General features: G+C 60.7%; 16 protein-coding genes. 1 reads left to right on the forward strand and 15 read right to left on the reverse strand.

Annotated elements, in window-relative coordinates; translation table 11 throughout:
- Positions 1 to 23: 23 nt before the first annotated feature.
- Positions 24 to 725, forward strand: a complete 702-nt coding sequence (locus tag P0D96_RS21945) for a glutathione binding-like protein (RefSeq protein ID WP_132375239.1) — start codon at positions 24 to 26, stop codon at positions 723 to 725.
- Positions 726 to 821: 96 nt separating this feature from the next.
- Here the strand turns inward: P0D96_RS21945 and P0D96_RS21950 are convergent, their stop codons facing one another.
- The 15 genes from P0D96_RS21950 to nuoI all read right to left on the reverse strand — a co-directional run bounded on the left by P0D96_RS21950 (position 822) and on the right by nuoI (position 13664).
- Positions 822 to 1301: a MaoC family dehydratase gene (locus tag P0D96_RS21950; RefSeq protein WP_408315283.1), complete on the reverse strand. Its 480-nt coding sequence runs from the start codon at positions 1299 to 1301 to the stop codon at positions 822 to 824.
- Complete coding sequence (locus P0D96_RS21955; RefSeq protein ID WP_408292951.1) at positions 1298 to 1756, reverse strand: MaoC family dehydratase; 459 nt, start codon at positions 1754 to 1756, stop codon at positions 1298 to 1300. Before P0D96_RS21955 ends, P0D96_RS21950 begins: the two co-directional genes overlap by 4 nt.
- Before the next feature lie 35 nt (positions 1757 to 1791).
- The gene (locus tag P0D96_RS21960; RefSeq protein ID WP_408292948.1) at positions 1792 to 2919 is read right to left on the reverse strand and encodes an acyl-CoA dehydrogenase family protein; all 1128 of its coding nucleotides are present in this window, start codon (positions 2917 to 2919) and stop codon (positions 1792 to 1794) included.
- Between the two features lie 10 nt (positions 2920 to 2929).
- Positions 2930 to 4126 (reverse strand): acyl-CoA dehydrogenase family protein, encoded by a 1197-nt coding sequence (locus tag P0D96_RS21965; protein WP_408292945.1) that lies wholly within the window; start codon positions 4124 to 4126, stop codon positions 2930 to 2932.
- A gap of 48 nt (positions 4127 to 4174) precedes the next feature.
- A complete protein-coding gene (locus P0D96_RS21970) occupies positions 4175 to 4600 on the reverse strand; it encodes a DUF1178 family protein (protein WP_132375244.1) in 426 nt (141 codons plus the stop codon).
- Between the two features lie 228 nt (positions 4601 to 4828).
- Positions 4829 to 5353 (reverse strand): helix-turn-helix transcriptional regulator, encoded by a 525-nt coding sequence (locus tag P0D96_RS21975; RefSeq protein WP_408315285.1) that lies wholly within the window; start codon positions 5351 to 5353, stop codon positions 4829 to 4831.
- Between the two features lie 53 nt (positions 5354 to 5406).
- Entirely contained in the window at positions 5407 to 5652 is a 246-nt protein-coding gene (locus P0D96_RS21980; RefSeq protein WP_408214587.1) for a hypothetical protein, read from the reverse strand.
- A gap of 325 nt (positions 5653 to 5977) precedes the next feature.
- A complete protein-coding gene (locus P0D96_RS21985) occupies positions 5978 to 6562 on the reverse strand; it encodes an NUDIX domain-containing protein (RefSeq protein WP_408178050.1) in 585 nt (194 codons plus the stop codon).
- A 42-nt stretch (positions 6563 to 6604) separates the two neighbouring features.
- Positions 6605 to 6901 (reverse strand): DUF2818 family protein, encoded by a 297-nt coding sequence (locus tag P0D96_RS21990; protein ID WP_132375248.1) that lies wholly within the window; start codon positions 6899 to 6901, stop codon positions 6605 to 6607.
- The gene (gene nuoN, locus P0D96_RS21995; protein WP_132375249.1) at positions 6901 to 8373 is read right to left on the reverse strand and encodes an NADH-quinone oxidoreductase subunit NuoN; all 1473 of its coding nucleotides are present in this window, start codon (positions 8371 to 8373) and stop codon (positions 6901 to 6903) included. The genes P0D96_RS21990 and nuoN overlap by 1 nt, the downstream gene beginning before the upstream one ends.
- Before the next feature lie 23 nt (positions 8374 to 8396).
- Entirely contained in the window at positions 8397 to 9887 is a 1491-nt protein-coding gene (locus P0D96_RS22000; protein WP_408178049.1) for an NADH-quinone oxidoreductase subunit M, read from the reverse strand.
- Between the two features lie 14 nt (positions 9888 to 9901).
- Positions 9902 to 11974: an NADH-quinone oxidoreductase subunit L gene (gene nuoL, locus P0D96_RS22005; protein ID WP_408315287.1), complete on the reverse strand. Its 2073-nt coding sequence runs from the start codon at positions 11972 to 11974 to the stop codon at positions 9902 to 9904.
- A gap of 17 nt (positions 11975 to 11991) precedes the next feature.
- Positions 11992 to 12297 (reverse strand): NADH-quinone oxidoreductase subunit NuoK, encoded by a 306-nt coding sequence (gene nuoK / locus P0D96_RS22010; RefSeq protein ID WP_006052894.1) that lies wholly within the window; start codon positions 12295 to 12297, stop codon positions 11992 to 11994.
- Between the two features lie 20 nt (positions 12298 to 12317).
- Complete coding sequence (locus tag P0D96_RS22015) at positions 12318 to 13007, reverse strand: NADH-quinone oxidoreductase subunit J (protein WP_028196947.1); 690 nt, start codon at positions 13005 to 13007, stop codon at positions 12318 to 12320.
- 168 nt (positions 13008 to 13175) lie between these two features.
- Complete coding sequence (gene nuoI / locus P0D96_RS22020) at positions 13176 to 13664, reverse strand: NADH-quinone oxidoreductase subunit NuoI (protein ID WP_012432383.1); 489 nt, start codon at positions 13662 to 13664, stop codon at positions 13176 to 13178.
- Positions 13665 to 13667 lie beyond the last annotated feature (3 nt).

The raw sequence follows: 13667 nt of genomic DNA on the forward strand, positions 1-13667 counted from the left end.
TTTCACGAAACAAAGGAGATACGATGATCGACGTCTATAGCTGGGCGACCCCGAACGGCCACAAGGTTCACATCATGCTCGAGGAAACGGGCCTCGCGTACAACGTGCACGGTGTGAATATCGGCGCGGGCGACCAGTTCAAACCCGAGTTTCTCGCCATCAGCCCGAACAACAAGATCCCGGCAATCGTCGATTCCGAGGGGCCCAAGGGCGCCGGCGGCCAGCCGTTCGCCTTGTTCGAATCGGGCGCGATTCTGATTTATCTCGCCGAGAAAACCGGCAAGTTTCTGCCGACCGATCCAGCCGCGCGCTATTCGACATTGCAATGGCTGATGTTCCAGATGGGCGGTCTGGGTCCGATGCTCGGTCAAACGCACCACTTCCGCAACTACGCGCCGGAACAGATTGAATACGCGGTCAACCGTTACACGAACGAGACGAAGCGTCTGTATGGCGTGATGGACACGCAACTCGGCAAGACGAAATATCTCGCGGGCAACGACTATACGATTGCGGACATCGCCGCCTTCCCGTGGACGCGTTCGTGGCAAAACCAGGGCCTGGAACTCGATGCGTTTCCGAATGTAAAGCGCTGGCATGAAGAGATCGCCGCGCGTCCGGCAGTGGTGCGTGGTGTGGAAGTGCTGGCGTCCGCGCGCCAACCGCTCATGGACGACAAGGCGAAGGAAATACTGTTCGGTGCGACGCAGTACGCGAAACATTGATCTCAGCGCGGCATCTGAATCTGAATTGTTAAAAAAGAGCGAGCCGGCGTGAATGCCGCTCGCGCTTTTTTTGCCTTGCATGCGCCCGCTGCAACGCTAGAAATAATGCCGCGTGATGAACTCCGCGACACACACAGGCCGCTCACTGCCCTGCCGCTCCAGCGTCACATTCCACACCACTTGCACACCGTTGTTTTCGACTTCGGTCACGGACTCGACCGCGAACTTCGCGCGCAACTGTGAGCCGACCGGCACCGGCGACGTAAACCGCACGCGATTCAAGCCGTAATTGACGCCCATGCGCTGCTCGAGCGCCACCGTCTTACCGAGCAGTGCCGGGATCAACGACAGCGTCAGGAAACCGTGCGCCACAGGACCGCCGAACGGTGACTCGCGCCGCGCCCGCTCCGGGTCGACGTGAATCCATTGATGATCGCCGGTCGCTTCGGCGAAACGATCGACGCTCGCCTGATCCACCGTCAGCCATTCGCTCACGAGCGGCTCGGCGCCCACCAACGCGCCCAGGGCCGTGGCGCTGCCGAACGTTGCGGCAGCAGGCGCCGCGCTGTCCGTCATGACGCGGCGCCCGGATTGCGCAGGCCGAACAGTCCCTTCGAGCGCACCGTGATCACGGTTTCGCCATGCTGATTGATGCCCTCCCACTGCGTCGACACGATGCCGCGATCGGGCTTGCTCTCCGAGATGCGCTTGTCGAGCACGGCGTTGATCATGGTGATCGTGTCCCCGACACGCACCGGCTTCAACCAGCGAATTTCGTCGATACCGGGCGAGCCCATCGACGTGGAACCCGCGAACGCGTTGCGCACCAGCATGCCCATCATGACCGAACAGGTATGCCAGCCACTCGCCACCAAGCCGCGGAACGGCGATTCGGCAGCCGCGGCTTCATCCAGATGAAACGGCTGCGGATCGAACTTCTGTGCAAACTCGACGATCTCTTCGCGCGTGAACGTATGCTTGCCGATTTCGACGCTCGTGCCGACTATCAAGTCCTCGTAACTCAAACCCATCGCCGCACCTCCTTGTATCCGATTCGAATGTCTGATCAGGCTTCGGCAGTCACGAAGCCGGGTAGCGCGGCGAACCGCGCGAGATGGTGATCGACATCGCCCAATGTGGTTTCGATGATTGCAAGCCGCTTGAACAGATGCGCCGCGGCCACTTCGTTCGTGACGCCCATGCCGCCGTGCAACTGAACCGCCTGTTGGCCGACGAACCGCGCGGCCTGACCGACCCGCGCCTTCGCGGCGGAAACCGCGCGGCGACGTTCGTCCGCATCCGTGCTGGCATAGCGCATCGCGGCCAGATACGTGACAGAACGCGCCTGTTCGGCGTGAATCAGCATCTCGACCATACGGTGCTGCAACGCTTGAAACCGCGCGATCGGCTGGCCGAACTGCTGGCGCGTCTTGGTGTAGTCGACGGTGGCGAGGTTCAAGGCATCCAGCGCGCCGATCGCCTCGGCGCACAACAGCACCGTGCCGTAATCCGCGATATGTTCGAGCGCGGCCGCGCCGGCGTGTTGGCCGGCAAGCCGGCGCGCGGGCGTGCCGTTGAATTCGAGTGTGGCGGCACGCTGGCCGTCGATCGTGCGGTAGTCCGTGATCTTGACGCCAGCCGCATTGCGCGCCACGACGAAAAGCGCGATCTCGCCGTTCAGCCGGGCCGGCACGATCCAGTGATCCGCTTGCGCGCCGTGCTGCACTACAGACTTCGTGCCGGTGAGTGTCAACTGCTCGCCATGGCCGCTTGCGGCTGTCTCGACCGCGAACAGGTCGTAGCGTGCGTGCGGTTCGTGAAATGCCACCGCCAGTTTGATCTCGCCTTGAGCCGCGCGTTCGAGCAGCGACGCGTCTTCGCCCTGATCGCTACCTGCGAGGCGCAACGCCTCGATGCCGACCGCAGTCGCCCAATAAGGCTCGACGACCAGCGCGCGACCGAGTTCCTGCATAACCACCAGCATGTCGATCGGGCCGCCGTTGAAGCCGCCTTGCGCTTCCGGCACCGGCAACGCCGTCAGGCCCAGTTCGGCAAACGCGGCCCAATGCGCGTCCGACACGCCGGTTTCCGATCTCACGATCGCCTGGCGCGCTTCGAACCCGTAGCTTTTGTCCAGATAGCGGCGCAGCGCGTCGGCGAATTGCTGTTGTTCGTCGTTGAAAGTGAAGTCCATGCGCCGCTCCTCAAAGTCCGAGAATCATCTGCGCGATGATGTTCTTTTGAATTTCGTTCGAGCCGCCGTAAATCGACGTCTTGCGGAAGTTGAAGTAGTAAGCGGCCAAGGGCGCGGCATCGTCGTCGCCGGCCACGCTGTGTTCGCGTTCGCCTTCGAGGAACGGTACGTCGAACGGTGCGGCGAGTGGGCCGACCGCTTCGAACATCAGTTCGGTCAGCGCTTGCTGCACTTCCGTGCCCTTGATCTTCAGCATCGACGCTTCCGGTCCCGGTCCACGTCCACCGGTTTCATTCGCGACCACGCGTTGCACGGTGACTTCGAGTGCCATCAACTCGATCTCGAGGCTCGCGACTTTCGCGGCGAACACCGGGTCTTGCAGCAGCGGCTTGCCGTTCTTTTTCTGATTCAACGCAAGCCGTTTCAGGAAAACGAGTTCGCGCTTCGACTGGCCGACCCGCGCGATGCCTGTGCGCTCGTGGCCGAGCAGATACTTCGCGTAAGTCCAGCCGCGATTTTCTTCGCCGACCAGATTTTCGACCGGCACCTTCACGTCTTCGAAAAAGACTTCGTTGACTTCGTGATCTTCGTCGAGCGTAATGATCGGCCGCACAGTGATGCCCGGCGTTTTCATGTCGATCAGCAGGAACGAGATGCCCTCCTGCTTTTTGGCACCGCTGTCCGTGCGCACGAGGCAGAACATCATGTCGGCGTACTGGCCAAGCGTGGTCCATGTTTTCTGACCGTTGACCACGTAATGGTCGCCGACGCGCTCGGCGCGTGTGCGCAGCGAGGCCAGATCGGAACCCGAGCCCGGCTCGGAATAGCCCTGGCACCACCAATCCGTGCCATCGAGAATGCGCGGCAAATAATGGCGCTTCTGCGCTTCGTTACCGTACTTCATCAGCACGGGCGCCACCATGGAAACACCGAAAGGCAGCACGGACGGCGCGCCGATGCGCGCGCACTCTTCGTCCCAGATGTGCCGCTGAGTCGCGTCCCAGCCCGGGCCGCCATATTCTTTCGGCCACGCGATCGCCGACCAGCCGCGCGTGCCGAGCAGCTTGTGCCAGCCGGCGAAGTCTTCGCGGGTAAGACGCTTGTGATTGAGTACTTTGTCGCTCAACTCGCGAGGCAGATTCGCTTCGAGCCAAGCGCGGATGTCCGCGCGGAACGCGTTATCAGCGGCAGAATAGTCCAGATTCATGCGTCGTGTCTCCTGGCCGCCACCACCCGCCGCCAGTGAGCCACTGCGCTATTGCAGCGGTTCCTTCAAGGCAGCCGGGACCGGTAGCGGCATCACTTCGATGCCTTCTTCGACCAAGGCTCTCGCGTCTTCCGGTGTCGTGACACCGCGAATATTGCGTGCAGGCGCTTCATTGTAGTGAATGCGCCGTGCTTCCTCGGCGAAGCGGTCGCCCACGTTCTCGGTCTTTTCCAGTACCTCGCGCAAGGCACGCATCACACGCGCCTGCATTTCCCCTGCGCCCGCTGGCGCTTTCGTTTCGGTCGCACCCGACAGGTTCAGGCGCGGCGCCGAAGGCAAACGGCTCACCTCGTTCGCGCCGCAGATCGGACATTCGACGAGCTTGCGGGACTGCTGCGATTCAAAGTCATCAGCCGAAGCGAACCAGCCTTCAAACCGATGGCCATGCGGACACTGTAAATCGAGGACCTTCATGTGGAATCAGGGCTTGCGTGCCAGTTTAGCGCAAAACGGAAATTTGTGAACGGTCGTTCGTAAAAATTTACGGACGAAGGCGCCGACGTCGGAGGTCGCTGACAATTCGGACGCGGTGGGCGATTTTAACGCTTTGCGCAAACGCCTGCCGAAGGTGTTCCGGAAGACAGATGGGCTTGGCGGTCACAAACGTCTGCGCGCCTTCGCACGCTGGCCGCCGCCCTGCTTCTATGCCACGAGACATTCCAGTTGACGACCAAGCCGCGGTTCGAGCTCGCGTGCCTCTTTAGCGAGGTTGATCTGCTTGACCGCTCTCGCGATGTCGAACACGTCTGCCTTGATTTCATAACCGCCGCGCGCAGCGAGCCAATCAAGGATGTCCGACAGATGCCATACCGATGCACTGCCCTCGTGGACCGGCGGCGGAAAATCAATTGCGTGGCTCAGCATCAGCTTGCGCATGTTTTGCCGCGACACACCAGCGACTTCGGCGACGTCGGTGAGGCCGACAAAATCGGGCCCCGCCTCGACGAGACGTGCTGTCGGCACCACGCGCTTGATGTCCTGCAGAGCACTGACCAGCGCCTCGAATGCGGACTCGCCTTCGCGCGCAAAAAACAGCGCGATGCGGCCCGGTTGCCCGACGCCGACGGTCGCATCGTCGCACCCGGCCTCGCCCAGGCGCTCGACGATCGCGTCAAGATCGCAGTCTTGCGCCGCGAGCCGGTACTTCAAGGTGAACACATATTCCATAAGTTACTCCTGCCTTCGTTCAGCCCAAGGCTTTCGCCAACAGAACGCTTCTGCTACCGGCGAGCCGTACAGTTGTCGACGATGCGCCGCAGATGTCGGGCGTGGTTGCCGGGATTCTTCGGCGTGCTCCAGACGCTCGATATGCAGAACTCGCCGCACCGACACTCCGCGTCTTTATCAGGACAGTACATTTTTCCCCAGGCGTGACCTTTGCCGCCGCCCTGAACACGCCAGCCATTTCTTTCGGCATACGCCAACGCCGCTTCGACCTCTTTCTTAGAGTGGGTTCCTCGAACCATCTAATGTCCTCCAATTTAGCGAGTGGCGATCAGGTTGTCAAGTGACAACCTGATCGCCACTCGAAAGAATCGAGAGTCCCCACAACTTCGCTATCCGAAATAAACAGATCGTGGTGCCCGCTCTCAAAGATCGATACTAGAGCGACGGCGGCTGTGCGACGAGTCCGCCGGATGGCATAAGACAAAGGACACATTTCAAGGCACCGGCAAACACACTCGCGGTTGCAGAGATTTCGCAACCTGCAATGACAAAGCCCCTGCCGGTCTTAGACCGGCAGGGGCTTTTCTACTTCCGAAGCGGCGCGCCGCTTCTTCGCTACCGACGTTATTCCGGCTCCGCCAACGGCCACGCACCCGACAACACCTTCTCCAGCCAGAATGTGCCAATCACCGTCTTCACGTCAGTAACCTTGCCGGTGCGCACCCACTCGGACATCTCAGGCACTGTCGCCGTGAACAGTTCGAGAAATTCGCCTTCGTCGAGCTTGCGCTCACCGGCGGTCAAACCGCGCGCGAGGTAGATGTCGATGAATTCGGTCGAATAGGAAATGATCGGGTGAATGCGCGTCAGATAAACGTACTCGCGCGCGGTATAACCCGTCTCTTCCCGCAACTCACGTTTCGCGCAGGCTAGCGCGCCTTCGTTCGGATCGAGCTTGCCGGCCGGATACTCGACCATGACCTTGCCCATCGGATAGCGATACTGGCTTTCCAGCAGCACGCGGCCGTCGTCGAATAATGGAATCACCATCACGGCGCCGGAATGCTGAACATATTCGCGCGTGGCGTGCTTGCCGTCCGGCAGACGAACGGTGTCGCACTTGAGCGTCAGAAACGGCCCTTGATGGATCGTTTTGCTCTCGAGACAGGTCTCGGTAAGCGCGGCGTCGTGATCGGGAAGTTCAGCCATATGCGGACCTTGAGGACTTGGTGCGCCGACGGCGAGACGCCGTCAGCGGCGTTTGACGAGATACTGGAAGGTGAAGCCAGGGAACGCGAACACCACGAAGAGCGCGAACGTGATGGCGTAGAACTGCCAACCCTGTTCGAAGCGGTTACCCGCGCGCGCTTCCAGCAGAAAACCGAGCGCGCCGATTACGAAGTACAGCACGATCAATTCGGCTATCCGGATCCAGGCGCTTTTCTTCACCGCTTTCAACGGCACGGCGGCGAAGAGGCGTTGATTCAGGAACGGCAGGTTGGCGCCGACCAGCGCCAACAGCACGATAAACCAACCCGCTGCCGACATCAGAGCAGCAGCGTGTGCTGGATCGCCTGCAGGCAGGCCTTCAACAGCGGATCCGGCACGATACCGAGCACCAGCACGGCCACACCGTTGAACGCGAGCAAAGCACGCGTGCTGGTGTCGGCGAGGATGGGCGACTTGTCTTGCGGATCGTCGAAATACATCAGCTTGACGATACGCAGGTAGTAGAACGCGCCGAACAACGAGGTAATCACGGCCAGCACCGTCAGCCAGGTCAAACCGGCATTCATGGTGGCCTGCAGCACCGCGAGCTTCGCGTAGAAGCCGACCGCGGGCGGAATGCCGGCGAGCGAGAACATCATGATCATCATCACGAACGCGAACACCGGGCTGCGTTGATTCAGGCCCTTGAAGTCCTCGAGCGTGTCCGCTTCGAAATCGCGGCGCGCCAGCAGCATGATGACGCCGAACGTGCCCATCGTCGTGATCAGGTAGACGATGCTGTAGTACATGGCCGAGCCGTACGCGTTGGCCGCACCCGTGGTCTTGTGATCAACCACGCCGGCCAGCAGACCCAGCAACACGAAACCCATGTTCGAGATCGCCGAGTACGCGAGCATCCGCTTGACGTTGCGTTGCACGATACCGGTGATGTTGCCGACGATCAGCGACAGCGCCGCGAGAATCACCAGCATTTCCTGCCATTCGACCGCGAGCGGCAGCAGACCCATCACGAGGAAGCGCAGACCCCAAGCGAACGCGGCAACCTTCGGACCGCCGCCGACCAGCAGAGTCATTGCCGTCGGTGCGCCTTGATAGACATCGGGCACCCACATGTGGAACGGCACCGCGCCCATCTTGAACGCCACGCCCGCCACGATGAAGATCACGCCGAACAGCAGCACGCTCGGGTCGTAGTGGCTCGTGCCGATCGCCTTGAACACTTCGTTCAGGTCGAGCGAACCGGTCGCACCGTACAACATGGAAATGCCGTACAACAGGAAGCCGGAAGCCAGCGCGCCGAGCACGTAGTACTTCATGGCCGCTTCGTTCGACGGCGCGGCGTCACGACGCAGGGCAATCACACCGTACAGCGACAGCGACATCAGTTCCAGGCCGAGATACAGCGTCAGAAAGTTGTTGCCCGAGATCATGACGAGCTGGCCGAGCAACGAGAACATGCCCAGCAGGAAGAACTCGCCGCGGAACAGCCCGCGATCTTCGAGGTAACGTCGCGAATAGACGATCGACACCGCGTAGCCGAGCGTCACCACCGCTTTCATCACGTTGGCGAACGAGTCCACCACGTACATGTGGCCGAAGTAGTAGCGCACTTGCGGGTCGAACGCGTTCATTGCGAACCAGACGCCGGCGACCAGCGACGAGAAGAACGCGATGAAGTACGTGGTACGGCGACCGGCCTGGCCGACGAACGTGTCGTTGAGCCACGCGACGACAACCGCGAGCATCAGCAGCGCGTCGGGCAACAGAGCAGTCATAGGGGCGTTTTGCATGGTCTTTAATTCCTCGCTCGGCGTTACTGAGGCAACGGCAGCTTTGACTGCGCAACGTGGGCGAGGAGGTTTTCCACGGATACGTGCATCACATCGGTAAAGGGCTTCGGATACAGGCCCATGAACAGCGTCAGTGCGGCAAGCACTGCCAGCATGAAAAATTCGCGACGGTTGATGTCGAGCAGGCCCTTCACGTGATCGTTGGCGATCGCGCCGAAGTACACGCGCTTGTACATCCACAGCGTGTAGGCCGCGCCGAGAATCAGCGTGACTGCCGCGCCGCCCGCGATCCAGAAGTTGTACTGGACTGCAGCCAGGATCACCATGAACTCACCGACGAAACCGGAGGTGCCCGGCAGGCCGCAATTCGCCATGGAGAACAGCATGACGAACGCCGCGAACTTCGGCATCACGTTGACGACACCGCCGTAATCGGAGATCTGACGCGAATGCATACGGTCGTACAGCACGCCGATGCTCAGGAACATCGCGCCCGACACGAAGCCGTGCGAGATCATCTGCACGATCCCACCTTCCACGCCGAGCTGGTTGAAGATAAAGAAGCCGAGCGTCACGAAACCCATGTGCGCGATCGACGAATACGCGACCAGCTTCTTCATGTCCGTCTGCACCATCGCGACCAGGCCGATGTAGATCACCGCGATCAGCGACAGCGTGACGACGACCGGCGCCAGAAAGTGGCTGGCGTCCGGCGTGATCGGCAAGGAAAAGCGCAGGAAACCGTATGCGCCTAGCTTCAGCATGATCGCGGCCAGCACGACTGAGCCGCCGGTCGGCGCTTCCACGTGGGCGTCAGGCAACCACGTGTGAACCGGCCACATCGGCACCTTCACGGCGAAGGCCAGGAAGAACGCTATGAATAGCAGCACCTGTGGCGTCATGGCGATCTGCGCATGCTGCCACGTAGCGAGGTCGAACGTGCCGGTCTCGACGTACAGGTACAGCAACGCGACCAGCATCAGCAGCGAGCCCATCAGCGTGTACAGGAAGAACTTGAACGCCGCGTACACGCGGTTCGCCCCACCCCACACGCCGATGATGATGTACATCGGAATCAGCGTCGCTTCGAAGAACACGTAGAACAGCATGCCGTCGGCCGCGCTGAACACGCCGACCATGATGCCCGACAGGATCAGGAACGCGGCCAGGTACTGACCCACGTTCTTGGTGATCACTTCCCACGCGGCGATCACGACGATCACCGTGATCAATGCGGTCAACACGACGAACCACATCGAGATGCCGTCGACACCCAAGTGATACGTGATATTGAAGCGCTCGATCCAGTTCGCCTTTTCGACGAACTGCAGATCGGCGGTGCTCGAATCAAAACCGGTAATCAGCGGGATCGTCACGAGGAAGCTGACGACCGAACCGATCAGCGCAATCCAGCGCGCGGGAGCCGGGTTCTGGTCGGAACCGATGGCCAGGACCAGGAGGCCGACGAGGATCGGCAACCAGATCGCAATACTGAGAATCGGATAAGCGTGCATTAGTGTCCCTCGCCTTATTTGCCGCCGAGCGTTACAAACAGGGTCAGGAGCCCCAACATGCCGATAATCATGGCAAACGCGTAGTGGTAGATGTAGCCGGATTGGAGGAAGCGGATCACGCCGGCGAACCAGCCGATAAAGTGTGCGCTGCCGTTGACGATGCCGTCGATCACCACGACGTCGCCTTCCTTCCAGAGACCACGGCCAATTGCCACGGCGCCCCGCGCAAACACGACTTCGTTGATCTTGTCCATGTAGTACTTGTTATCGAGCAGCGTGTAGATCGGACCGAACGCGCGCTTGATGACAGCGGGCAGATCCGGACGAACCAGGTACAGGAACCACGCGACCACCACACCCGCGAGCGCCAGCCAGACCGGCAGACCCGCGACCGAGTGCAGACCCATCGCCGCCCAGCCCTGGAACTCTTCGGCCATCTCATGCAGCGCCGGATGGTTTTCGCCGATGAAGATCACCTTGTCGAACGCCACGCCGTGCTGGAAGAAGTCGCCGAACAGCATCGGGCCGATGGCGATCGCACCGATCACCACCGAGGGGATCGCCAGCAGCACCAGCGGCAGCCACACCACCCACGGCGTTTCGTGCGGCTCGTGAGCGTGGTCGTCGTGACCATGGCCGTGACCATGCGAATCGTGGCCGTGCGCGTCATGTGCATGCGCTGCGGCTTCGATGCCCATCGGCGATTCCGGATGCTTCGGATCGCGGAAGCGCTCCTTGCCGTGGAACACCATGAAGTACATACGGAACGAATACAGCGCGGTCACGAAGACGCTCGCCACCACGGCGAAGTACGCGAAGCCCGAGCCCGGCAGATGCGACAGCTTCACTGCGTCGATGATCGAGTCTTTCGAGTAGAAGCCCGAGAAGAACGGCGTACCGATCAGCGCCAGCGAACCGACCAGCGACGTGATCCACGTAATCGGCATGTACTTGCGCAGGCCGCCCATGTTGCGCATGTCCTGATCGTGGTGCATGCCGATGATCACCGAACCCGCACCGAGGAACAGCAGCGCCTTGAAGAACGCGTGCGTCATCAGGTGGAAGATGGCAACCGGGTATGCCGACACGCCCAGTGCAACCGTCATGTAACCGAGCTGCGACAACGTCGAGTAAGCCACCACGCGTTTGATGTCGTTCTGGACGATCCCGAGAAAGCCCATGAACAACGCTGTAATCGCACCAATTACGGTAATGAACGACAGCGCGCTATCCGACAACTCGAACAGCGGCGACATGCGCGCGACCATGAAGATACCGGCCGTCACCATGGTTGCCGCGTGAATCAGTGCGGAGATCGGGGTCGGGCCTTCCATCGAATCCGGCAGCCAGACGTGCAGAGGGAACTGCGCCGACTTACCCATCGCGCCGATGAAGAGGCAGATGCAGGCGACCGTCAGCAGACCCCAGTCCGTGCCCGGGAAGCTCAATGCCGCCAGTTCGGTGCGCTTCGCGAAAACGTCGCCGTAGTTCATCGAACCGGCGAAAGCGAACAGCAGGCCGATGCCGAGCAGGAACCCGAAGTCGCCGATGCGGTTCACGATGAACGCCTTCATGTTCGCGTAGATCGCGCTCTCACGCGTGAAGTAGAAGCCGATCAGCAGGTACGACACCAGACCCACCGCTTCCCCGCCGAAGAACAGCTGCAGGAAGTTGTTGCTCATCACGAGCATCAGCATCGAGAACGTGAACAGCGCGATGTACGAGAAGAAGCGCTGGTAGCCGTCGTCGTCGGCCATGTAGCCGATCGTGTAGATGTGCACCATGAGCGACACGAAGGTCACCACGCACATCATCATCGCCGTCAGCGAGTCGACCAGGAAGCCGATCTCGAACTTCGTCTTGCCGATCGACATCCATTCGTAGACTGTCGCGTTGAAGCTCGCGCCGTCCATCACCTGGAAGTAGACGATTGACGAGAGGATGAACGCGATCGCGACGCCGAGGATCGTAACCGTGTGTGCACCGGCTCGCCCTACCGCTTTCCCGAACAGCCCCGCAATCAGGGAGCCAGCCAGCGGTGCCAGCGGGATCGCCAGCAGCAGGTTTTCATTGAGTGTCGTTGACATAACCGCTTTACCTGAAATTAACCTTTGAGCTGATCGAGGTCCTCGACATTGATCGTGTCGAGGCTACGGAACAGGGTCACCAGAATTGCGAGTCCGATCGCCGCTTCGGCTGCCGCAACCGTCAGCACGAAGAAGACGAAGATCTGACCATGCACGTCCCCGAGGTAATGCGAGAACGCGACGAAATTGGTGTTCACCGCCAGCAGCATCAGTTCGATCGCCATCAAAATGATGATGACGTTGCGACGGTTCAGGAAAATGCCGACGATGCTGATCGCAAACAGGATCGCGCCGAGGACAAGGTAATGGGCAAGGGTCAACATGATTTCTATCTCCTGTCCGCTCAGCTGTTCTTAGCCGGTGCCGAGTCGGCCGCTGCTGCTGCCGCTGCTGCGGCTTCTTCCGCCGCGACGGTTGCCGCGGTCTTTTCCGACGCCATCTTCACGACGCGCACACGGTCCTGGGCACGCACCTTGACCTGCTCGCTGACGTTCTGACGTTTGCTGTCTTTCTTGTGGCTCGTGGTCAGCGCAATCGCCGCGATGATCGCCACCAGCAGCACCAGACCGGCCACTTCGAACGCAAAGATGTAGTCGGTGTAGATGACCTTGCCGATCAGGCGCGTATTCGACCAATCGCCCATGCCGTTCGCGGCGGCGGTGGTGTCGCGCAGCGCCGTGGCGGTCGCGCCGTAACCGTGCCAGAGAATCAGCGCGGTTTCGATCACGATGATCGCGCCCACCAGGGTGGCCATTGGCACGAAGCGTTTGAAGTCTTTGCGCAGCACGTCGATGTTGATGTCCAGCATCATCACGACGAACAGGAACAGCACCATCACCGCGCCGACGTAGACCAGCACCAGCAGGATCGCAAGGAACTCGGCCTGCAGCAGCATCCAGATCGCGGCTGCGTTGAAGAACGCCAGCACCAGAAACAGTGCGGACGACACCGGGTTGCGCGAGGTGATCACCTTCAGCCCTGAAACCACCAGGAGCAGCGCGAAGATGTAGAACAGTACGGTCGTGAATTCCATGATTACCGGTTCATCGTTAGGCCATCGTCAGGCATTGTTCTTTGGCACTTGTGGCTGGCATAACGCCAGAACAGCCGCACAGGTGCGCCGTGCCGCGGCGTTCAGGCCGCGGCGCCCGGCCCGACAACAGGCCGTGATTGCTGCATTTACTGCTTTAACTGAAGCGCTTCAACGATACGGTGCGTCGGCTGCCTTGTTCGCGGCGATCTCCGCTTCATAGCGATCGCCCACGGCCAGCAGCATGTCTTTCGTGAAGTACAGGTCGCCACGCTTCTCGCCGTGATACTCGAGAATGTGCGTTTCGACGATCGAATCGACCGGGCAGCTCTCTTCGCAGAAACCGCAGAAGATGCACTTGGTCAGGTCGATGTCATAGCGCGTCGTGCGGCGGGTGTTGTCCGCGCGCGTTTCCGACTCGATGGTGATGGCGAGCGCCGGGCACACTGCTTCGCACAGCTTGCAGGCGATGCAGCGCTCTTCGCCGTTTTCATAGCGGCGCAGCGCGTGCAGCCCGCGGAAACGCGGCGAGATCGGGGTCTTCTCTTCCGGGAATTGCACGGTCACCTTGCGCTGGAACGTATAACGTCCGGTCAGCGCGAGGCCCTTGAGCAGTTCCGTGAGGAAGAAGGTCTTGAAAAAGTTTTGGATTGCGGTCATGGG

The sequence above is a fragment of the Paraburkholderia sp. RL17-347-BIC-D genome, assembly GCF_046027915.1.
GTDB lineage: Bacteria > Pseudomonadota > Gammaproteobacteria > Burkholderiales > Burkholderiaceae > Paraburkholderia.

What these genes read in the sequence shown, in the direction of transcription:
- P0D96_RS21955 (WP_408292951.1), bottom strand. Translation starts at nt 1,756, where the DNA reads ATGGGTTTGAGTTACGAGGACTTGATAGTCGGCACGAGCGTCGAAATC.
- P0D96_RS22015 (WP_028196947.1), bottom strand. Translation starts at nt 13,007, where the DNA reads ATGGAATTCACGACCGTACTGTTCTACATCTTCGCGCTGCTCCTGGTG.
- P0D96_RS21985 (WP_408178050.1), bottom strand. Translation starts at nt 6,562, where the DNA reads ATGGCTGAACTTCCCGATCACGACGCCGCGCTTACCGAGACCTGTCTC.
- nuoN (WP_132375249.1), bottom strand. Translation starts at nt 8,373, where the DNA reads ATGCAAAACGCCCCTATGACTGCTCTGTTGCCCGACGCGCTGCTGATG.
- P0D96_RS21960 (WP_408292948.1), bottom strand. Translation starts at nt 2,919, where the DNA reads ATGGACTTCACTTTCAACGACGAACAACAGCAATTCGCCGACGCGCTG.
- P0D96_RS21965 (WP_408292945.1), bottom strand. Translation starts at nt 4,126, where the DNA reads ATGAATCTGGACTATTCTGCCGCTGATAACGCGTTCCGCGCGGACATC.
- P0D96_RS21970 (WP_132375244.1), bottom strand. Translation starts at nt 4,600, where the DNA reads ATGAAGGTCCTCGATTTACAGTGTCCGCATGGCCATCGGTTTGAAGGC.
- P0D96_RS21950 (WP_408315283.1), bottom strand. Translation starts at nt 1,301, where the DNA reads ATGACGGACAGCGCGGCGCCTGCTGCCGCAACGTTCGGCAGCGCCACG.
- P0D96_RS21990 (WP_132375248.1), bottom strand. Translation starts at nt 6,901, where the DNA reads ATGTCGGCAGCGGGTTGGTTTATCGTGCTGTTGGCGCTGGTCGGCGCC.
- P0D96_RS22000 (WP_408178049.1), bottom strand. Translation starts at nt 9,887, where the DNA reads ATGCACGCTTATCCGATTCTCAGTATTGCGATCTGGTTGCCGATCCTC.
- nuoL (WP_408315287.1), bottom strand. Translation starts at nt 11,974, where the DNA reads ATGTCAACGACACTCAATGAAAACCTGCTGCTGGCGATCCCGCTGGCA.
- P0D96_RS21980 (WP_408214587.1), bottom strand. Translation starts at nt 5,652, where the DNA reads ATGGTTCGAGGAACCCACTCTAAGAAAGAGGTCGAAGCGGCGTTGGCG.
- P0D96_RS21945 (WP_132375239.1), top strand. Translation starts at nt 24, where the DNA reads ATGATCGACGTCTATAGCTGGGCGACCCCGAACGGCCACAAGGTTCAC.
- nuoI (WP_012432383.1), bottom strand. Translation starts at nt 13,664, where the DNA reads ATGACCGCAATCCAAAACTTTTTCAAGACCTTCTTCCTCACGGAACTG.
- P0D96_RS21975 (WP_408315285.1), bottom strand. Translation starts at nt 5,353, where the DNA reads ATGGAATATGTGTTCACCTTGAAGTACCGGCTCGCGGCGCAAGACTGC.
- nuoK (WP_006052894.1), bottom strand. Translation starts at nt 12,297, where the DNA reads ATGTTGACCCTTGCCCATTACCTTGTCCTCGGCGCGATCCTGTTTGCG.